The following is a 21,002-nucleotide window of genomic DNA, read 5'->3' on the forward strand; positions in this document are numbered from 1 at the left end:
CTAAGGCAGGGAGTGTGGCCTTGGCTTCGGTGACGGCCTTAAAAAAGAATCAGGAATATCCAACCTGGTTTAAGCATCATGTCCTTGAGTTTAAACTGGTTGCGTAAAATACACCTGCACAGGTGGGTAATTTTCTGGTCATCAGTCCAGGCAAGAACCTGTTGGATTCTGCAAAACAAGAAGTGTTTGGTGATAAAATCCCCACCTTTGTGCTGGCGCCCAACAACTGGCACCACATGGGAATCAATCCCTGGTTGGAGGTTTTTCCCGATATGAAAATTGTCGCTGATCAGCAGGCAATACCGCGCCTGACCAGAAAAGCCATCACCAACATTCAATCATTGGATGTACTCAAACCATTGTTGCCATCATCCATGCATCTGCTCATCCCTGAAGCATGCAATCTTGGCGAAGTCTGGCTGTCTTTCAAAACCTCAGCAGGAACCAACTGGGTGGTTTGTGATGCGTTTTTTAATATATCTCAAACCCCGAAAAAGCTATTGCCCAAACTGATAATGACCGTATTCAAATCAGGCCCTGGACTGAGTATGAGCACACTCATGGTGCTTTTCGGTTTCAGCAACCGTAAACAATTTAAAAAATGGGTGCTGGATCAAATCGACAAAGAACATCCCAAAGGACTGATTCCGGCACATGGTGATAATATTTTTGATCCAGACTTGCCGGAACGTTTGCGCAATATTGTTCAGGAACGTCTTTGATCATGCGAATGCGAATAATGAGTCTTTTAAAAGAGATAAGGAGAATATTGGAATATTTTTAATGAATCTGAGAAGGGGGGAGCGTTTGGAGTTTTATGAGAGGCTCCCGTTTGTCAAAAATCAAACGGGAGTGAGAAAAGTTATTTCTCAAAACCTATGAATTACACGGTTCGTACATATTGTGCGCAGGGACCTTTTTTTCCTCGGCCAACATCAAATTCGACTTTCTGTCCTTCTGATAAGGAACCACCTTGAACTTCTGAATGATGAACAAATAAATCTTCGCCTGATTCCTGTTCAATAAATCCGTAACCTTTGTGTTCGTTAAACCACTTTACTTTACCTTGTGCCATTCTTACCTTGCAAAAAAAAAATTAATTATTAATGAGAAGGCTGTGATGCTACCTGTTATAATTCCGTGTGCAAGCTTATTCATTTTTTTATTTTTTGCTGATAAACAGGCGTTTATTACATACGGCATTGCGTGTCACCACAACGGTTTGTGGGTTTTTGAAAAACCATACTGAATCGTTGTCAACTGTTCACAGTTCGTTAGTTCCCGACAGGTATCGATGAATAATCATTCCATTTTCACATACGGATCCCTGATGTACCCTCAAATCTGGAATCGCGTAACCCGATCAACACACAAGGGTGTCAGTGCCATTTTAAAAGGATATGGAATTTACCGTGTCCATGGTGAGGTGTATCCGGGAGTGATTCTTACACAACCACAAGATCAGGTAGAGGGTATTCTTTACAGGGATGTGTCAGAAATAGAGCTCTCCCGGTTGGATGCCTTTGAAGGGGAAATGTATGAGCGTGTTCAGGTGATGGTCGAATTACCTCCTGAATGCCATTTGCAGGAGAGTTTTGTCTACCGGATTCATCCGGACTTTCGCAATGAACTGACTCGTGACCCCTGGACTTCGATCTGGTTTGAACAACATGGTCTCAAACTGTTTGAAAAAGAGTATCAGGGATTCCACAAATTATAAACCGAGATTATTCATAGCCTCGTCAATGCTGGGAACAATGAGTAGCAACTGATCAAGACGTGCATGCTTGAAGCCTGAAATCAACCGGGCATTATTACAAACGATCATCAATTTTCCCTGAACTTCAAGAAGGTCCTCCCTGCAAGCCAGAATATGTCCTATGCCGGCACTGGAGATGAATTGCAATTCCTGAAAATCCATGATGACGTTCACAATCCCTTGCTGGATCAGTGATTTTACGTCTGCAGAGAATTCAGGCAGACTTTTTCCATCCAGACTGCCAAAAGATTTCACAGAACCAATTTTTCGAGATTCATCCACAATATAAATACTCATACAATACCATACAGGATAGAGGGTTAAGCGTCCTTGCCAAAAAGGCGATGCTGTCAGTTATTCTTTAACCCACAGATTTTGATTTGGCAATCATGAAAATCCCTCATGAATGAATTTGAGCAAGCATTATGCGGAGACAGGACGATCCAGATTGCGATACTGAATAGCTTCCGCAATATGCGGTGTATCGATGGTGTCAGTTCCCGCCAGATCAGCGATTGTACGTGAAACTTTAAGGATGCGATCATAGGCTCTGGCACTGAGTCCCATTTTATTCAATGCCTGCTCCAATAGTTTTTGGGCAGATGCGGTTGGAGTGGCAAACATTTCCAGTTCGTTACGGTTCATCCCCGCATTGTTGCGTGTTGAAGAATCCTGAAAACGCTTTGCCTGAAGGTGCCGGACCTGGATCACACGTTCCCGGATCGTTGCTGACGAAACACCTTTGCGCTCATCAGCCAATTGATCATACGCCACAGCGGGAACACTGATCTGCAAATCCATCCGATCCAGAAGCGGTCCTGAAATTTTTGAACGATAGCGCTGGATATTCTGAACGGAACACTGGCAATGATGGTCATTTTCTTTCGAACCTGTGTAGCCATGATAACCACAGGGGCAGGGATTCATTGCGGCAATCAGCATGAAGTTGCAGGGGAATTCCAGCGAAAGCGCGGCTCTGGAAATGACAACCCGGTGATCTTCAAGGGGTTGACGCAGTAATTCAAGAATATTGCGTGGAAATTCAGGAAGCTCATCCAGAAACAGCACTCCGTTATGGGATAGTGAAATTTCGCCGGGCATCGGAATACTGCCACCCCCAACAAGTCCCGCAGAGGAAATGGTGTGATGCGGATAGCGAAATGGACGGGTCGCGATCAAAGGTGTTTCTGGGGGCAACGTTCCGGCAATGCTGTGAATTTTTGTGATTTCCAGGGCTTCTTCAAAGGTTGCCTGTGGTAAAATGCTTGCCATTCTGCGGGCTAACATGGTTTTCCCGGAACCCGGGGGACCCAACATCAGGAGGTTGTGATTCCCGGCGGCGGCGACTTCCATCGCTCGTTTAACATGCTCCTGTCCTTTGACTTCCTGAAAATCTTCCGCATATCGAAGGGTTTGAGCTTTAAAATCAAAGGGCTCAAATTCATTCTGGGACAATTCAGCGTCGCCTCGCAAAAAGGCGGCAACTTCGGCCAGATTACTGACAGGATAACGTAAAATTTCAGGCACAACAGCCGCTTCGGCTTCATTTTCACGAGGAAGGATCAACCCCTGTTTGCCTTGCTCTCTTGCCGCAATCGCAATCGGCAAGGTCCCTCTGGTGGCACGAATGCGCCCATCCAGCGACAATTCGCCAACCACCATGAATTCTGCCAGTTTTTCTGCTGGCAATATCCCCATTGCTCCCAGCAATGCCACCGCAATCGGCAAATCAAATCCTGAACCGATTTTCCGGATATGTGCCGGAGCCAGATTCACGACAACCTTGCGAATAGGAAACTCAAAGCCACTGTTTTTAATGGCGGACATGACTCTGTCACGGCTTTCCTTGATGGTGCCATCGGGAAGGCCAACAATATTAAACTGGGCTAAACCAAAGGAAACATCGACTTCGACTTCAATCAGATGGGCATCGATGCCAAGAACTGTAGCAGAAAACGTTTTGGCTATCATAATTGTCGAAATTCAGGGAGTTGACAGATATTTTCGGGATGGTAAGAAAAAGCATTCAGGCAGAGGAGCCGTAGCTCCTCCATAAACAATAATCAGGCAATTGCCGCAAGAGCCGCAGCATAATTGGGTTCCTGTGTGATTTCAGGGACCTGTTCCGTATAAACAACATTTCCTGTCGTATCGATCACGACCACCGCTCTGGAAAGTAGTCCCTGCAATGGTCCAGTTGTCATCAAAACACCGTAATCCTTGCCAAAATTTTTGGAACGCATCATTGACAGGGATATTACATTGTTCAATCCTTCCGCACCACAAAAGCGTTTGTGCGCAAAGGGCAGATCCGCCGAAATACACAAAACGACAGTATTTGCTTTGGCGCTTATGTCCGCATTGAAACGTCTGACGGATGCCGCACAAACGCCAGTGTCAACACTTGGAAAAATATTGAGAATCACTTTTTTTCCAGCAAAGTTTGCTAAAGACACATCCGCAAGATCTGTATTCACCAAAGAAAAATCAGGTGCTTTGCTTCCTTTTACAGGAAGTGTTCCAATGGTCTCAACAGGATTTCCTTTCAATGCTATATTTGCCATAATAATCTCCAGAATGAGTTAATGATTGATGGATAGAACGCCTGCATCCTGAACGATTGTCAGTGAAAAGTCGACACACTTTTATCCTTTCATTGGTGGAATTTTAATCTTTTGAGAGCGCCTCCACCTTTCACGATGGAGGAATTGTTATTCAGCAAAAAAAATCAGGCTCCCCATTTGGATGAATCCCAAACGGCAGAATCCCACTTATTGCTGGCGGTTGATGAAGAACTTGAGGTAGAACCGGAACTGGAGCTGGATGAGCTGGAGCTGGAGCTGGTACTTGTTGAAGAATCTGACGAAGTACCGTCTGCGGATGACACTGTGGTAGAACCCCCGTTGCTGTCGCTAGAAGATCCACCAACCGTCATCTCAAGTGTTACAGAAGCTTTAGTTTCTTTAGGCCCCCCCATCAATCCGCCCAAAAGAGGAACACTGCCCATGTCACTCTCTGATTTCTTTTTCACATTGAGATTGATAGAAGAGGTTCCCGCTGTATTGAAGGTAATTTCACAAAAATCCTCTCCATCACAATCAAGATGAGTCCCATCCTGATACCATTCAATCACGGTGTCATAGACGGATTCAGAACCATCCAGAATCAGCGAATCCCCAACAGACACTGTCGTGGTGTCTGCTTTCAATACAGCTTCAGCCTCTGTTGCAGGCCCGCAACTATTCAACATGGTGGAAACTAAAATCCCCGTGACGCTCATAATAAAAAATTTATTCATAATCCCCCTTCAGATTCAACATTGTAAATGTACACAAAAGTTGCCTTTAACATTTCTGAGACCTCTTCCACAAGCACAAAGTTCAAATAAAAACTTTATTTTTAATACTAAAATTCAGCGACCAAAAGAGGAAAACTTTTCGAAGTAAATTGCTGGTAAATTGGTGAAAAACACTCCAAATTTTTTCCTGTTTTTCCGAATATTGGCGTTGTGTAAAAAAACTGAATTTGCTAGATTCATATTGAATCACAGGTCAAGGATATTTGGGGCCTTGAATGATATACGTCCACATTTGAGGATATACAGAACCATACCACATTCATCGGGGGAGATATGCAAAACACAGAACAGGAATTACAGACAAAACTGGAAAAACTTGAATCACAGGTTCAGAAAATTGAACGTGAAGGACGAACCAGAAAATGGTTTCACTGGCCATCCACCATCATTGGTGTGTTGTTGGCAACCGTCATGCTGGCTGTTTTGGGATATGCCAACACACCATCCAGCGTCAGTCGCACAGATTTCACATCTGGAACGGTCATCAGCGCCTCCACCATGAACTCACAGTTCAACAGCATTTACACCGTGATGAATGACCTGCTGTCACTCATTCAGATCAAATCCGGCAAAGTAGGCATCAACAACGCCGCGCCTGCGTACACACTGGATGTGACCGGAAACGCACATGTCTCCGGAACATTCAGTGCCACTTATTTTCCTTCCGGGCGCAACGAAAATATATTCATACGCCCTCATACAAGCAATCCAACTTATCAAATTTCCATAAATGCGGATTATCTCACATTGTATGGTTCTTCCAATATAGTGCATATCGCCTCGTCCGTCTCAACAACAGTTGATATTACAGTCAGTGGCATAGGAGGCTTGGATAGCGGTTCCGAATCACCTGATACCTGGTATTATGTGTGGGCCGTCTCGGATGGTACAACAGTATCAGGCTTATTGTCTACATCTGCGACATCACCCACTCTGCCAGGTGGCGCTACTTATAAAAAATTAGTGAGTGCCGTAAGAAATGACAATGCCAACAATTTCATTTATTTCTACCAACAAGGAAATCTTTACTGGAAAACACCGATCAACATTGATGGTGCAGGCCCCGGTTATGGTATTTCAAATTCAGGAGCATCCTCAGCAACCAACCAGGTGATTACTGAAATGCCGGTTGCGTTTGGGGGAAAAGCATTAGCAAAAAAACTTTTTCTGGATTTTTATGGCACCGTCTCCAATACGATCAATATTGGTCCGAACTCATCATTACCAGTGGAGATCGCTATCTTGAACGCGGCAGGATCTTTCAGGTATTCTGTGGAAACACTATTGGATGCAACAGGAAGTTTCTATCTCAGCCTATCAGCAGGATTTAATGTCAAACCCTATGCATGTGAATTGAACTTTTTCTGATTGCGTTAAGAAATCTATGGCATGGTTCAGAACAGGGTTTCGGTGTTACTCGACCGAAGGGAGAGATCATCACTGGGGTCCAGAATCCCTCACATGCGTTCGGAATAACACGGCTACATGAATAACCGAAATATTGAACCATGCCCAGAAATCGGAGGAAGCCCTTCGTCAATTGAGAATGTACCAGCAGGGAGATGAAATCCGGACACTGGCCAATCTCAAAAGCTATGCGATCGTGTTTGTGGGAACTGAACTCAAGGTCTTGGAGGAAGTCCAAGCCGAAAGGTAAGTCAAAATTGTGTTATCTCACGGTGGGAAGTCGTTGACCGGCCCATTCATCCATGCCGCCACCCATATTGTAAACGTGGGTGAATCCCATGGAACTCATCATGCTGGCGGCTTTGTTGCTGCGATATCCACTCTGACACAATATCAGATAGGTTTTATTTTTGTCCAAATCCATCAGCCAATCGTCAAAACCCGCATCATTAAAATCCAGCAACCTCGCACCGGGAATGTGCCCACGGCGATATTCGTCCGGAGTCCTTAAATCCAGTAGCACAAAATCATTGCGTCCCTGGTTCGTCTGCATCAATGCCAGGGCATCCTGACTCGTCACATATTGCACATTCGATGGCGGAACACTAAAGAGCGCCAACCCGATTCCCAGGATCACAACGCTCATCAAGCCCAGTGTCCATCCTAATTTTTTATTCATGCCTTTTCCCTTTCTGAAAAATGATTATCGGAAGAATCAGGACATATGGTTTGAACCACCTGTAGACGAATACTTTGCCTTTAATCCAACACAATCACAACTCTTGCTTCTCTCAAGAAAACCTGCTGGCTGGCAATTTTTCGGAGTTGGGCGGCATCGCTGTTGGCGATCACCAGATCCGTTTTATTGGCACCGTCACTGCGCAAGGCTTTGACAACCAGAGGGGATTGCAGAATCCGGTCATTGGTCTGTGCCTGCTCCAGTGTTTTGACATATCCGGCCATGCCATGTTGTACCACAAAGGTTCGATCCACATAGGCCGATCCATACACTTCTTTGCCGTCTTCATCGAGCACTTTGGGCGACATTGCCGGTTGTACTTCTGTTCCTCTGGCATCAATGATCAGTCCGGTATAAATTTTATCGGTTTGAATGACAGATACTGCTACATTTGGAGTGGCAGATATTTCAACAGGCGGTTGAGAAGAAACTGCTTTTTGTTCTTCACGGAAAATGAATTCTTGTGGAATGGTCTGATTCAGACGTGCTTCCATCCTGACTTTTATGGTGCCATCAGCGAAATAGCGGGGTTCCCCAACAGGTCTCAGCCCCTGGATGAGGCCTTGAACCTGTGTGCGAACAACGTCATTGGTCACCATCATATCCTGCATGGTGGTGGCCGATGAAAGATTGACCCCCTTGATCATTTCCAAAATATTGCGTGCGGCATCAAGTTTGGCGGCTCTAATGGCACTGGCACTGCGCTGGGCAGGATTTTTAGCAAATTGAGCGGGCGCACCAATGCCTTCCGCCATCACAATTCCCCGATCCCAGTCAATACAGGCAGAGGGACCCTGTTGGGTACATCGTTCATCAATGGGCTGAGCCATGATCATAGCAGACCAGATCAAGCCACAGGAAAGCACTAACATATTCCGTATCATAATACCTCACTCAAAAGGAAACCTTGTAATGGATGGGCAACGAATTCTTTGGGAGAAAAGCACAGAATATGCCTTGATTCATAAAATCAACTTTTTTTATCCTGTAATGCACGGAGTGCGTTTTTAAGCGTATCCACATTTAGAAACTTGAGAACCCCCACCGCATGCAACGCTTTGTCAACATAGGCACTGGTATCCACAATATACAGGGTTTTGTCGCGTTTTTTCATGCCGATGTGCTTTCCATTGAGCCAGCCAATTCCTGTGGAATCAATGAAGGTGACCTCATGGCAATCAATAATACATCCCGGAGCAGAAAAATTATTTTTAATATCTTCAAAAATTTCAGTGCTATTGGCATTGATAGTACTGAGAGTTTCTGTGGTAAGTGGTCCTTTAATTTTTATGATTGAAATTCCATCCCGCAAATCGTGGGTTACTGTTACGTCAGACATAGGCCTCTTTGGATGAGTCTGTGGAACCAAGAACCTGAAGATAGGCCTGTATTTTGTCAGCCCAGGTATCGTGTGTCCGCAGTATGTTAAAAAAATGAAGCCAGGGAGATGTTGAGGGGGCTTCAACGAGTGCCGGGTTTATCGCGACACAGGGTAAAAAAATAGATTCTTCAATGAATATTGCAATGAACTGAAGGATCTCGGTGTAAATCTGATATAAATCGGTTTTAAATAATAATTCAGTTTGTTCCAAATGGTGACGAAGCACCAGTTCTATTTCGGGGGTGACGTGATCGTTGTATAACCCTGTTTCATGCCAGGTTTTTCCTGAAAAAAACAAGGAATACAAAACATAATCCTGCCAGACAGGTTTTAACTTTAATGACTGTTGTTCCGGTTGTGACGTCCATCGGCATAATTCTTCCTGCCAGCGGTAATATCGCTGAATCAATCCCTTCGGATCTCTTTTTTGCGCATGATGCCATGTCACAAGTTCTGGTTCCAGAAATTCCAGGCCACTGGATCGCAACACCGACCAGAGACGCAATAGAACCGATTCCAGTTCCTGAAAACACCCTCTTGCCTGCAAAGTCAGTGGCTGTTCTGTCCACCTGCTGGAAAAGGGCAATCCATGCAACAAATCCAGTGCTGGAATGACTCGTTCCAGAAGCGCGGTCAGGTGGTCATTGACCATGTCGTATGTTTGATCGCGGATTGGGATATGTTTCATGCAACCGCTGATGTTTGACGGAATAAACGTTGAAAAGTTTGCAAACCTTTGAGAATGCTGTCCATATCAGATTCTACACCACGAAGTTCCACGATGTTTTCACCTGTCAAACGGACTGGTGATCCGGGTTCGCTCATCCATGCCAGTAATTCCTGTGGATTCAATTTATCTGTTGCTGCCCATTGAATGCGAAGTCCGGTTGCTTTGTATTCGATGGATTTCATTCCGAATCGTTTGCCCCAGAATTGAATATGAGCGCTCTTGAACAGATTAATGACGGTTTCAGGCATCATTCCATAGCGATCCTCAATTTCATGCTGAAGTTGCCACAGATGTTCTTCAACATTGATCTGGGCCAGTCGTTTATATAGCGACAATTGCTGGCTGGTGCTACGAATATAATCTCTGGGAATACTGATATCCACACCCAGATCCAGTTTGATCTCCTGAAACGTACTCAAATCATTTTCACGCTTTTGTAGTTTGCGAACTGCCTGATCAATGGTTTGGGTAAACAATTCGAGGCCCACATTGGTGATATGTCCAGACTGGGAAGAACCCAGAACGTCTCCGGCACCCCGGAGTTCAAGATCCCGTGAGGCCACCTTGAAGCCTGCGCCAAGATCATTGAGTTCCTGAAGAATCTTGAGGCGTTCCTGTGCCACATTGTTCAGGACCTTGTCAGTCGGCACGAGCAGGTAGGCATAGGCCTGAATGTTGCTTCGTCCAACACGGCCTCGCAATTGATAAAGTTGTGCCAGTCCAAAATGATCGGCATTGTTGATCAGAATGGTGTTGGCTCGTGGAATATCCAGTCCGGATTCAATGATGGTGGTTGTAACCAGAACATCATATTGGCCACTCATGAAATCCAGCATGACCTGTTCGAGCTGACGTTCTCCCATTTGGCCATGAGCCACGGCCAGTCGAACATTGGGTAAAATGGACCTGAGATAGGTGGTATATTCATAAATGGTTTCCACCCGGTTGTGAACAATAAAGACCTGGCCATTTCGGCGCAGTTCCCTGCTGATCGCATCCTGAATGATGTGGTCACTTGTTTTCAAAAATCGCGTGCGGACAGCCAAACGATCCACAGGCGGAGTGGTGATCACGCTGAGATCCCTGATTCCCATCATGGACATGTGCAGTGTTCTGGGAATGGGAGTGGCACTCAAGGTCAGAATGTCGATCTGGCTTCTGAAACGTTTTATTTTTTCCTTATGCTTGACACCGAACCGTTGTTCCTCGTCAATCACCAGCAGTCCAAGATCCTTGAATTTGACATCTTCCGAAAGCAGACGATGTGTGCCAATCAGAATGTCTACTTTGCCTTCAGACAATTGTTTCAGGGTTTGCTTCTGCTCAGAAGGAGAGCGAAAACGGCTGAGGACATCCACCGTAAATGGCATGGATTCCAGTCGTTTGGAAAAGGAACTGAAATGTTGCTGGGCCAGAATGGTGGTTGGAACAAGAATCGCGACCTGCTTGCCATCATTGGCGGCTTTGACCGCCGCACGAATGGCAACTTCTGTCTTGCCAAAACCCACATCTCCGCAAATGAGACGGTCCATCGGTGTGGTGGATTCCATGTCCTGCTTGACACTTTCGATGGCGGATTCCTGATCAGGGGTTTCCTCGAACGGAAAGGATAAGTCAAATTCCTGCATGAGATGGTCATCCCGGGAAAAAGCAAACCCTTGCCGTGCTTTACGCGTGGCATAAATTTCAATCAATTCATGGGCAATGTCTTCTGCCGCTTTGGTGGCATTGCTGCGGGCTTTTTTCCACGCTTTATCGCCAAGTTTATTGAGGCTGGGACGTGAACCGTCAGCATTGATATATTTCTGAATGAGGTGAAATTTGCTAACTGGAACATAAACTTTTCCAGACTGTGCATACACAATCACCATAAAATTTTCATCAACACCACCGGCTGTGATTTTTTTCAACCCTTCATAGCGCCCGATTCCATATTCCCAATGGACCACATGATCGCCCTCCCGGAGGTCATCCAGAGACCCCGCAAACAAATGCGGTTTCTGCGTCTGAAGTCGGCGGTTGCGTACTTTTTCGCCAAAAATTTCTTCCTCGGTCAGCACAGCCAGCAAGGTGTGTCCCTCATCATCAAGCCAGCGAAATCCCGCTGACAATTTTCCCGTCAGAATCAATGGCGGGGCAAAAGGCAACGGTTGTTGAGGATTGTCCAACAGTTTCGGCCAGTCCATTTGCTCAGGCAGAAGGTTGGCCCGGCAGACGGTGGCATCAATACTGAAGTCAGCCAGCAACTCCTTAAAATGTTCGGCACTGGTATGTGTTCGGGCTGTGAAACACACTGGAACATTCTGATCAATCCATGAACGGACCTTGTTGATCATCTGAACCACCTGATCATGCGATTGTTTGCGGGTGGTCTGTCTGAGTTCGGTGTTTCCAGCAAACGGGAATTCGATGAGGCTGGGGGTGTGATGTTGCACACCCAGTTCTGAGCCATCAATAGTTCCGTTAAACTGATGCAGAAGCCGGTTGAGATCCTGATGGCTCAGATACATGGCTTCCGGAATGGGGGCCAGATTGCCTTGTGACCGACTGAGTTCATACTCGCTGAAAACCTCTTCAAATACAAACTGTGCCCTGTCCAGGATCCGGTTTTCCTCATCAAAGAGGATCCGGGCATCGCCAGGAAAATAATCAATTGGAGTTTCAAAGGGAAATGTTCGATAAAAAACACCCAGGAGAGACTCAATTCCCGGAAAGGTCTTATTTTGCCGCAGTAATTCAAACCGTTGCTGAAACAGTTCCTGATCGACAGAATCCCGATATTTCAGCAAACCGGTAGGAATGGATTCTGTAATTTCCGGAAAAAACAGAAGTTCACTGGCTGGCAGAATTTCGAGATCCTCCAGTTCCAGACTGGTCGATTGCTGGGACGATGTTTCAAAACAGCTAAGTTGTTCCAGAACATCATTGTTCCAGCGACACCTCACGGCCTGATTCATGTTGACTGGAAAGAGATCCAGCACATTTCCATGATCACTGAACTCTCCTGGTTCTTCCACCACATCCACGACCGAATAGCCTGTGCATTTCAAATGGGCAATGAGCATTTCCCGTTGGTAGACATCGCCCTGTTTCAGATAGAAGCAGGCTTTTCTGAACAACGACCGTGGCATCGTGCGTTGCATCAGGCTGTTGGGGGTGGTCAATACACAACGGACATCACGTTTCAGCAGTTTTCCCAAGGTAATGACACGTTTCGCGATGATGTCTTTTTGCGGTGAAAAAGTATCATACGGCAGAGTGTCCCAGTGGGGAAGAAATTCGATCCCTTCTTCTCCCATAAAAAATTCCAGATCCTCCTTGAGGGCCTCCGCTTTTTCATAACTTTCACACACGATAATTACGGGAGTTTTGCAGAGCCTCTGGAGGGCAGAAAAGATCAGGGCCTTGGAGGATGTTCTGAGTCCTCTGAGCCCGAATTTTTGCTGGCTTTGAGCAATGCTGGTGAGCAATGGAAGTGTGTTGTGCTTCATAGGACCACTAGGGATGTGCATGATATTCAAAAGTTCTGGCCAAAGTGAGGACTGAAACATAACGTGCGCCCTGATTTTTGAGAGCCTGGGCTGCCATGTTCAGGGTTGCACCGGTAGTCATCACATCATCAATAATCAACAGATGATTTCCATTCACGTCTTTGTTGGCTTCAAACGCGGCCCTCACATTCCGATACCTTTCCTCTCCTGTTAATTGGGATTGAGGCAGAGTATTCCTCGTCCTGACAAGCCAGGAGGGTTTTATCTGACAAGGCACATTCGCATGTTTTTTAAAATAGTGCGCCAGCAATGCGGCCTGATTGAAACATCGTGATCTCAACCGCTCCTGATGCAAGGGCAACGGAATGATCGTGTCAATTTTCTCTGTTTCATCCACCCCGTCCCGGGCCATCAACCAGCCCAGCATCGGTGCCAGGAACGTCTGTTTACCAAATTTCAGATCAATGATCCAGTCACGGATCATTCCGTCATATTCCAACACATTGACCGTATGATCAATAAACCAGGGTTGTTGGGAGCAGGACTGGCAGGTATCGACTGGACAAGCAGAAACATTCCCGCAACGACTGCACTTTGTGACCGGGTGGAGCCAGGGCAATCCTGTAAGACAAGATTCGCATAGATAAAATGTGGAAATTTTTGAGAGAGAGGTAAAAATTGCTGTTTCACAAACGCGGCATCTGGGAACAATAGATTTCCTCATGAACCATGAGAATACGGTCAACGGTTTGAATATGATGCTTTGAGTTCGATCTGCGTCATTTTTCATGAACACACGGAATGGGGAACGCATGGAATTTTGTGAACTGAAGATAGGGCTTCAAGACCCGGTTGCGGTTCCTTCTTCACTATAATGAAGGAATATGATGTGTGAAGCAAAGAAGAAACCGCTGGAGGGATCAAGGATCAGCTAGCTTTGGTGAGCTCCTGATAGGGATTTTTGGTCAAATCGAAGAAAGAATAAGGAATATTCAATGCTCTGGAAATTCGGTCCAGCGAGGCTTCTGAGACATCGGCCGTGTGAGATTCCCAGCTTTTCACCGTCTGAATGGCAAAACCAAATTCATAGGAAAAAGCTTCAATGGACATTCCCCGGAGCAATCGCGCGTATTTGATACGATCTCCGATCTTGTCGAGATCCAGATTGGCATCCAGTCCCATTTCCCGAACATCAATTCCAAGAACCTTGGCGATTTCACTGTATTTGGTCAGTTTTGGAGTGGAGTGTCCTGTTTCCCAGTTTTTTACGGCGGTCAACGAAACATTCAATTTGCGGGCAAACTCTTTTCGAGTCAGGTTTGCCGCTTCACGCCAATTGATCATTTTTAAACCAAATTCTGAATCAACCGCAACTTCTGCGTCCTGGTTTGTTTTATTTTCGCTCATATTACGAAACTCCTTTGTTTAATTTGAAATGGAAGCTACTTCCCTGACAGGATTCAGCAACACTCCCGACTTAAAAAGCTCTTCATCTTCACAAGGCCTGAAAGGTGATGAAGATCACTTTGATCTACCTCAGCGAATTGAGTGTGGCTAATTTCATTGATTTTTTTCCGAATGTCAACCACTTTGTGCGTTTGCAAAAAAAAAGCTTATTAATATTCGAGCCTTATCCTTTTTCGTCGCAAGCAGATCTTTTTCTGACAACCTGCTAATCAAACCGCTTCCACTGAAAAGATCAGGGCATTATCCTTCAGGTCCGCTCGAACCACCTGGCCATCCTGGATCGTTCCACGTATCAGTTCACGGCCCAGGGATGTTTCCATTTCTTTCTGAATGGTTCTTTTCAGGGGACGGGCGCCATACACAGGATCATAACCGGCATCGGCCAACCATTGAATCACCGCCTCTGAAATCGACAATTTGATATGCCGTTGCTCCAGTCTTTTTAGCAGACGCTGAAGCTGTATTCCTACAATTTCGCGGATCTGTTCTTTAAGTAAAGGACGAAATACCACAATGTCGTCAACCCGATTTAAAAACTCCGGCCGGAAATGCTGACGCAATTCCTGGGTTACCATGTGGAGCACTTCGCTCCAGTCTTTGTCCAGTTGGTCCAGTATTCTTGCACCGCCAAGGTTTGACGTCATGATGATCAGTGTGTTTTTAAAATCAACATGCCGTCCCTGAGAATCCGTCAATCGGCCATCATCCAGAATTTGTAGCAGAATGTTGAACACATCATGGTGGGCTTTTTCGATTTCATCAAACAGAATGACACTGTAGGGCCTCCGCCGGATGGCTTCAGTCAACTGCCCACCTTCTTCATAGCCCACATATCCGGGAGGTGCTCCGATGAGGCGTGCGACCGCGTGTTTTTCCATGTATTCGGACATATCAATCCGCACCATGTTCTGTTCATCATCAAACATGAATTCAGCCAGTGCCCTGGCAAGTTCCGTTTTGCCAACTCCGGTGGGCCCCAGAAAAATGAAACTGCCCAAGGGACGGTTGGGGTCATTGATGCCAGATCTTGCCCGAATCATGGCATCGGATACCAACTGAATCGCTTCGTCCTGCCCGACGACCCGTTTATGCAGAAGTTCTGGCAGTTGAAGCAGTTTTTCTGATTCTGTGGCCATCATTTTATGCATGGGGATGCCTGTCCATTTGGAAACAATCCCCGCGACATCTTCCGAGGAAACTTCTTCTTTCAACAGACGGTTCTGATTGCCCGTGGTCTGTTCCTGGAGTTCACGAAGTTGTTTTTCAAGACCAGGCAAGATCCCATATTCCAGTCGTGCCGCCTCTTCCAGATTATAGGCCTGTTTGGCCTGCTGGACCGAAAGTCTGGTTTCCTCAATCTGGCGTTTGAGGTTATTGCTGGTTTGTATGGCATTTTTTTCCTGCGTCCATTGAAGCGTAAACTGGTCCATCTGGGATTTCAACTCTGCCAGATCTCTGGAAATATTTTCCAGTCTTGCTTTGGAAGCCACATCCGTTTCTTTTTTCAAAGCTTGTTTTTCAATTTCCAGTTGCAGTATTTTTCGGGAAATTTCATCCATGTCTGTTGGCATGGAGTTGATTTCCACTCTCAATTTCGCGGCGGCCTCATCAATCAGGTCAATGGCCTTGTCTGGCAGAAACCTGTCAGTAATATACCGATGGGAAAGCGTGGCGGCCGCAATGATGGCTTCATCCTTGATGCGAACGCCATGATGAATTTCATAACGTTCCTTCAAGCCTCTGAGAATGGAAATGGTGTCTTCCACATCCGGTTGATCCACATACACCTGCTGGAACCGTCGTTCCAGGGCAGGATCTTTTTCAATGTGTTTCTGATATTCATTGAGCGTTGTGGCACCGATACAATGCAGCTCGCCCCTGGCAAGCAGTGGTTTGAGTAAATTCCCGGCATCCATGGCGCCATCCGTTTTCCCGGCGCCCACCACCATGTGCAGTTCATCAATGAACAGAATCACCCGCCCCTCAGACTGTTTGACTTCATGCAATACCGCTTTCAATCTTTCTTCAAATTCACCCCGATATTTTGCGCCTGCAATCAAGGCTCCCAGATCCAGGGAAATAATGCGTTTGTTGTGCAGACTTTCAGGAATATCACCACGGTCGATGCGTTGGGCGAGTCCTTCGACAATCGCTGTTTTTCCTACTCCGGGTTCACCGATAAGCACAGGATTGTTTTTGGTACGCCGTGACAAGACCTGGATGATACGTCGTATCTCGTCATCTCTGCCGATAACCGGATCCAGTTTGCCTTCATGTGCCAGATGGGTCAGATCCTGTCCATATTTTTCAAGAGCCTCATAGGTATCCTCAGGGGTTTGCGAGGTGACTCTGGAATTCCCCCTGATTTCCTTGATAATGTCCCAGACATTACGGGCACTGAGGCCTTTCTCCTGCAGCAACCGTCCTGCGGAACTCCGCTTGTCAGTGTCCAGAATAGCCATGAACAAATGTTCCACGCTGACATAGTCATCCTGAAGTTTTTTGGCTTCATCTTCAGCCCGGACCAGAACCTGGTTCATCGCCCGGCTCATGTAGGCATTTGAAGAAGTTGAACCGGTAACAGAGGGCAATTGCCGCAATCGTTCCATCAACTGCCGCTCCATTTCCTGCGCATCCTGTTTCATTTTTTCCAGCAAACGGGGAATCAGCCCATTTTCCTGAGAAACCAGCGCATGAAGCAGATGGATGGTATCCACTTCCGTATGATTGAACCGGGTGGCCATGCTATGTGCTGATTCAATGGCTTCCAATGATTTTTCAGTAAATTTTTGCGGATTCATAAAACCTCCTGTCGAGTGAAGTGATTGATTCTGGCACTCAGATTACAAGAGTGCTAACAAAAGTCAAAAAATATTTTGATTTTGAGGGGGCGAAGGTGGTCCCATAATAACTTTTGACAAAAGCTATCACATATACTACATGCACAATCAGAATGGTCTTTCAGGCTATTAATTTTCAAGGCAGGGTGATGTTCCGTTGTCAAAAACTGCCGCCCTCAACTTATAAAGTTTAGAATGATATGATTACGTTTTCTATTTTCTGCAATGATTTGGAAATAATAAACACGGTTCATACCTGTTTAAAACAAGAATTTGGCGAAGATCTTGAGTTCACCTGTCTCAGTCAGGCACATGCGATCTATTTTCATTTGTATTATGAAATGCCGAATTTCATTTTGATTGATCTGGATGATCCTGAAATTAAGGCCGATTCCATTCTTCCCCAAATTGCGGAAGACCCCTGGTTGAGTGGCACAGGTGTGATTGGTGTATCCCGCAAGATGGATGATTTTTTCACCAAGAATATTTTTTCAATCATGCAACCGTTTCAAATCTCGGGAATGTTGCCCCATTTGATCAGGATTTTGTCATCCAACACCCAGTTTCTGTTGCCGGGAAATCTGATGAATGATCTGGGGAACACCGGATCCTTTGCCATCGAAAACAAACCGGACATTCTGGAAGCCCATGCGGAACTCCTGGCCACCACCCTGTACAATCAGGGTCTGATCAACATTCAACAAAAATATGGCATCAAATTCAGTCTGGTTGAAATGTTGATGAATGCCGTGGAACATGGAAACTGTGCCATCAGCTATGAAGAAAAAACAACCTGGCTGGAGCAGGGGAATAACATTATTGATCTGATTGAGATTAAATGTAAGCAGGATCCCAAAATCGCAGCCAAACAAGTGGTTCTGACCTATAACATTCAGGATTCTCATTCAGCCTTTACCATTCGGGATGAGGGACAGGGATTTGATACATCAAAGCTTGCCAACCTTAAAAATATTGAGATGACAGAACTGCATGGTCGTGGCATTTTCATGACCAGACATTACATGAGTCAGGTCACGTATAATGAAAAAGGCAACGAAGTTACGTTGACCATCACTCATGAACACCATCAGCAAAAAATTCCGGAAGGCTTCAAACAAAGTGAACTGCTGAAATTTGAATCAGGAGAAATTGTCTTCAACAAGAATGACAAGGGGGATAAACTTTTTTACATCATTTCAGGTGAGTTTGAAGTGATCATTGACAATCATGTGGTGAATGTGCTGAACAGCACGAGTGTGTTTTTAGGCGAAATGGCTTTTTTGCTGGGGAATCGTCGCACAGCCACAGTTCGCGCCAAAACCGACGCTCATCTGGTAAGCGTCAGTGCCAGGGAGTGGATTGGCGCTGTTCAGAAATATCCCCATTATGGCGTATTTCTGGCGAGATTGATTGCCAAAAAACTACACACACAAAACAAATCACTGATCGCCCGCGCAGTCACCTGGCCTTGAGTAACTATGAATTCTGTCAATGATCGTAAAGTAATTCTGATCACCGGCGCATCAACCGGGATTGGACTGGCTCTCGCCAGACTCTTAAGAAACTCATCAAAATTTCGTGTTATTGCCACTGCCCGCTATAATTCTCTGCAACGATTTTTCAACGCCAATCTGTTTGAAAATGAATATTTTCATATCCGCCCGCTGGATGTCACATCGACCAGTGAGCAACAGCTATTGATTGAAGAAATTGTGGAAAAATGGGGGCGTCTGGACTTTTTGGTCAACAATGCCGGTATTTCCTACAGAGCTGTCATTGAGGATATTGATCAGGATTCGGAACTGAAACAATTTCTCACTAATTATTGGGCACCCTTATCCCTGACCCGACTGGCCCTGCCCCTCATGCGTCAGCAACAGGAAGGACATATCATCAATATTTCTTCGGTCGGTGGCATGATGGCCATGCCGACCATGGGTCTTTACAGCGCCTCCAAATTCGCACTGGAAGGCGCCTCGGAAGCCTTGTGGTATGAAGTTCGTCCCTGGAACATCCATGTAACACTGGTGGAACCAGGCTTCATCAATTCAGAAGCGTTCACACATGTTCAATGGACGCCCAAAGCAATGTCGGCAGTCTCAAAAACCACCACCCCCTATCACATGCACTATCACTACATGAGCCGGTTTATCGGGAAAATGATGGGATGGACACTGTCTTCTTCTGAAAACATCGCAAAGAAAATTGTGAAAGTGATGGAACAGCCCAATCCCCCGTTAAGATTGATGGTAACCCCGGATGCCTGGTTTTTCGGGATGATTCGGCGATTTGTTCCACGACGCTGGTATCATGGCTTTTTATACAGGAGTCTCCCCCACATCAAAGAATGGGAACGACATGTTCAAAAACAGCTTATTGAAAATTAATCTGAGTTATGACGTCACGGATCTGTTATTCCGTTTGCTGTTCAGCTCCATTTTTATCGGTCTGGGCATGGAACATTTATTCGCGGATGCAAGAATTCAGGAAATGATGCCGGTCTGGCTGTTTTACAAACGGCCCCTTTCCATGTTGGCTGGCGTCATCTTACTGAGCGGAGGATTTTCATTGGTAACCGGAATGTATGTCCGACGTGGCGCCATGCTGTTAGCAATATTTCTGGTGGTTGTGACTATCGTGGTTCATGTGCCGGCATTGTTTCATGTTCCACGCACACTGCCAGAAGATTGGCGATGGCTGTGGGATGTGTATCAACGAAGCAACGTGATAAAAAATATGTGCCTGCTGGGAGGTTGCTTTCATTTGATCAATCATCAGGTGGGTCGTTATACAGTGGCAACATTCATCACCAGATTCAGAAAAACACAAAAAGATGCTGAATGAAGTATTTACAAAAAAAAATGATTGTGTAAAGAACAACTATGAGCGGACGCACGTCCCTGTTTTTCCGGAAAATAATTCATCTTGAAATACTAAAAAATTAAGCACCTGAACCGAAAAAACAGCACAGACTTAAATACTATTTCTGAAGAGGGGGATCATGTTTAGTAAAATACTTGTTGCGTTAGATGGATCAAAAGATGGATCTCAGTATTTACCTGTGGCGATCAAATATGCCACCTATGTTGCGGAAACAAGTGGCTGTCAAATCATGGGACTTGCGCCGATCAATGAAAAATCACTTCCCAAAGCAAATGGCGATCAAAGCAAAAACATTCCCCCGCATATCACATCACAGGTCAAACGGACAATTTCCGAATTCAAGCTCAGCATGGCTGAACACCGAATCCCCGCAAGCCGCTATCAGATCAAGCAGGTGGTGGGCGATCCCTTTCAAAAAATTGTCAGGGAATCCATGTTTTGTGATCTGGTTGTGATCGGGAGAAAATGCCACTTTCCAGACCAGACTCAGGAAGACAATTCTCCAGACCGGTTACTGTATCGATCTTCCAGACCGATCATGTTCACACCACTGCAATTTCGACCGATCAAATCCATTGTGATCGGCCTGGACGGCACAGCGTCTTCTTCCCGTCTGATGCATGTTTTCAAACACCTTTCGCCCTTCAAAGGCGCATCCATTCATCTGGTTTATACACGGTGGGAGGTCAAAACCTATCATCTGGAAGAATACTTTGATGAAATCCGCCGTTATATTCAAAGTGGCGGCTATGATGTGGAATTGGTGGTTAAAAATAAAAAATTTCCCAATGCAATCCTGGAAGTGGCCGAACAAAAAAACGCGGATCTGATTGCTTTTGGTGTCAGGGAAGAACTTTATCGGGATAAAATCCAGTTTGATCAATCCATTGTTCATTCCATCATGGAAACCAGCAAACTTCCCGTTTTCACCGCACGATAATATCGTC

20 protein-coding genes are annotated in these 21,002 nt (G+C 45.6%); 7 read left to right on the top strand and 13 right to left on the bottom strand.

The window, feature by feature from the left end:
- The first annotated feature begins 161 nt into the window (after positions 1 to 161).
- Positions 162 to 722 carry a hypothetical protein gene (locus HQM11_18435; protein ID MBF0353018.1) on the top strand — a complete coding sequence of 187 codons (561 nt, stop codon included), beginning with the start codon at positions 162 to 164 and terminating at the stop codon, positions 720 to 722.
- Positions 723 to 883: 161 nt separating this feature from the next.
- Here HQM11_18435 and HQM11_18440 read toward each other — a convergent pair whose 3' ends face one another.
- A complete protein-coding gene (locus tag HQM11_18440; GenBank protein MBF0353019.1) occupies positions 884 to 1,075 on the bottom strand; it encodes a cold-shock protein in 192 nt (63 codons plus the stop codon).
- Positions 1,076 to 1,330: 255 nt separating this feature from the next.
- On the opposite strand from HQM11_18440, the gene HQM11_18445 reads away from it, so the two are divergent.
- Complete coding sequence (locus tag HQM11_18445; GenBank protein MBF0353020.1) at positions 1,331 to 1,720, top strand: gamma-glutamylcyclotransferase; 390 nt, start codon at positions 1,331 to 1,333, stop codon at positions 1,718 to 1,720.
- Here the strand turns inward: HQM11_18445 and HQM11_18450 are convergent.
- The 4 genes from HQM11_18450 to HQM11_18465 form a co-directional block, all read right to left on the bottom strand.
- Positions 1,715 to 2,056, bottom strand: a complete 342-nt coding sequence (locus tag HQM11_18450) for an STAS domain-containing protein (GenBank protein ID MBF0353021.1) — start codon at positions 2,054 to 2,056, stop codon at positions 1,715 to 1,717. The genes HQM11_18445 and HQM11_18450 overlap by 6 nt on opposite strands.
- 126 nt (positions 2,057 to 2,182) lie before the next feature.
- Positions 2,183 to 3,730 (bottom strand): YifB family Mg chelatase-like AAA ATPase, encoded by a 1,548-nt coding sequence (locus HQM11_18455; protein ID MBF0353022.1) that lies wholly within the window; start codon positions 3,728 to 3,730, stop codon positions 2,183 to 2,185.
- A gap of 92 nt (positions 3,731 to 3,822) precedes the next feature.
- A complete protein-coding gene (gene tpx / locus HQM11_18460) occupies positions 3,823 to 4,323 on the bottom strand; it encodes a thiol peroxidase (protein ID MBF0353023.1) in 501 nt (166 codons plus the stop codon).
- A gap of 164 nt (positions 4,324 to 4,487) precedes the next feature.
- Positions 4,488 to 5,057, bottom strand: coding sequence for a hypothetical protein (locus HQM11_18465; protein ID MBF0353024.1), 570 nt, complete (start codon positions 5,055 to 5,057; stop codon positions 4,488 to 4,490).
- Between the two features lie 333 nt (positions 5,058 to 5,390).
- On the opposite strand from HQM11_18465, the gene HQM11_18470 reads away from it, so the two are divergent.
- The gene (locus tag HQM11_18470; protein MBF0353025.1) at positions 5,391 to 6,485 is read left to right on the top strand and encodes a hypothetical protein; all 1,095 of its coding nucleotides are present in this window, start codon (positions 5,391 to 5,393) and stop codon (positions 6,483 to 6,485) included.
- Between the two features lie 301 nt (positions 6,486 to 6,786).
- Here HQM11_18470 and HQM11_18475 read toward each other — a convergent pair whose 3' ends face one another.
- The 8 genes from HQM11_18475 to clpB form a co-directional block, all read right to left on the bottom strand.
- Positions 6,787 to 7,203, bottom strand: coding sequence for a rhodanese-like domain-containing protein (locus tag HQM11_18475; GenBank protein ID MBF0353026.1), 417 nt, complete (start codon positions 7,201 to 7,203; stop codon positions 6,787 to 6,789).
- 80 nt (positions 7,204 to 7,283) lie between these two features.
- A complete protein-coding gene (locus HQM11_18480) occupies positions 7,284 to 8,147 on the bottom strand; it encodes a hypothetical protein (GenBank protein ID MBF0353027.1) in 864 nt (287 codons plus the stop codon).
- 86 nt (positions 8,148 to 8,233) lie between these two features.
- A complete protein-coding gene (locus HQM11_18485) occupies positions 8,234 to 8,602 on the bottom strand; it encodes an STAS domain-containing protein (GenBank protein MBF0353028.1) in 369 nt (122 codons plus the stop codon).
- Entirely contained in the window at positions 8,595 to 9,332 is a 738-nt protein-coding gene (locus HQM11_18490; GenBank protein MBF0353029.1) for a hypothetical protein, read from the bottom strand. Before HQM11_18490 ends, HQM11_18485 begins: the two co-directional genes overlap by 8 nt.
- On the bottom strand, positions 9,329 to 12,865 hold the full coding sequence (gene mfd, locus HQM11_18495; GenBank protein MBF0353030.1) for a transcription-repair coupling factor: 3,537 nt from the start codon (positions 12,863 to 12,865) through the stop codon (positions 9,329 to 9,331). Before mfd ends, HQM11_18490 begins: the two co-directional genes overlap by 4 nt.
- A 7-nt stretch (positions 12,866 to 12,872) precedes the next feature.
- Entirely contained in the window at positions 12,873 to 13,679 is an 807-nt protein-coding gene (locus HQM11_18500; protein MBF0353031.1) for a ComF family protein, read from the bottom strand.
- 113 nt (positions 13,680 to 13,792) lie between these two features.
- On the bottom strand, positions 13,793 to 14,209 hold the full coding sequence (locus HQM11_18505; GenBank protein ID MBF0353032.1) for a helix-turn-helix transcriptional regulator: 417 nt from the start codon (positions 14,207 to 14,209) through the stop codon (positions 13,793 to 13,795).
- A 332-nt stretch (positions 14,210 to 14,541) separates the two neighbouring features.
- Complete coding sequence (clpB, locus tag HQM11_18510) at positions 14,542 to 17,133, bottom strand: ATP-dependent chaperone ClpB (protein ID MBF0353033.1); 2,592 nt, start codon at positions 17,131 to 17,133, stop codon at positions 14,542 to 14,544.
- 239 nt (positions 17,134 to 17,372) lie between these two features.
- Here clpB and HQM11_18515 point away from each other — a divergent pair, with 239 nt between their 5' ends.
- The 4 genes from HQM11_18515 to HQM11_18530 all read left to right on the top strand — a co-directional run bounded on the left by HQM11_18515 (position 17,373) and on the right by HQM11_18530 (position 20,995).
- Positions 17,373 to 18,644: a cyclic nucleotide-binding domain-containing protein gene (locus HQM11_18515; protein MBF0353034.1), complete on the top strand. Its 1,272-nt coding sequence runs from the start codon at positions 17,373 to 17,375 to the stop codon at positions 18,642 to 18,644.
- Between the two features lie 6 nt (positions 18,645 to 18,650).
- Positions 18,651 to 19,559 (top strand): SDR family oxidoreductase, encoded by a 909-nt coding sequence (locus HQM11_18520; GenBank protein ID MBF0353035.1) that lies wholly within the window; start codon positions 18,651 to 18,653, stop codon positions 19,557 to 19,559.
- Positions 19,531 to 20,016: a DoxX family protein gene (locus HQM11_18525; protein MBF0353036.1), complete on the top strand. Its 486-nt coding sequence runs from the start codon at positions 19,531 to 19,533 to the stop codon at positions 20,014 to 20,016. The genes HQM11_18520 and HQM11_18525 overlap by 29 nt, the downstream gene beginning before the upstream one ends.
- A gap of 157 nt (positions 20,017 to 20,173) precedes the next feature.
- The gene (locus HQM11_18530; GenBank protein ID MBF0353037.1) at positions 20,174 to 20,995 is read left to right on the top strand and encodes a universal stress protein; all 822 of its coding nucleotides are present in this window, start codon (positions 20,174 to 20,176) and stop codon (positions 20,993 to 20,995) included.
- Positions 20,996 to 21,002: the final 7 nt, after the last annotated feature.

The sequence above is a fragment of the SAR324 cluster bacterium genome (genome assembly GCA_015232315.1).
GTDB lineage: Bacteria > SAR324 > SAR324 > SAR324 > NAC60-12 > JADFZZ01.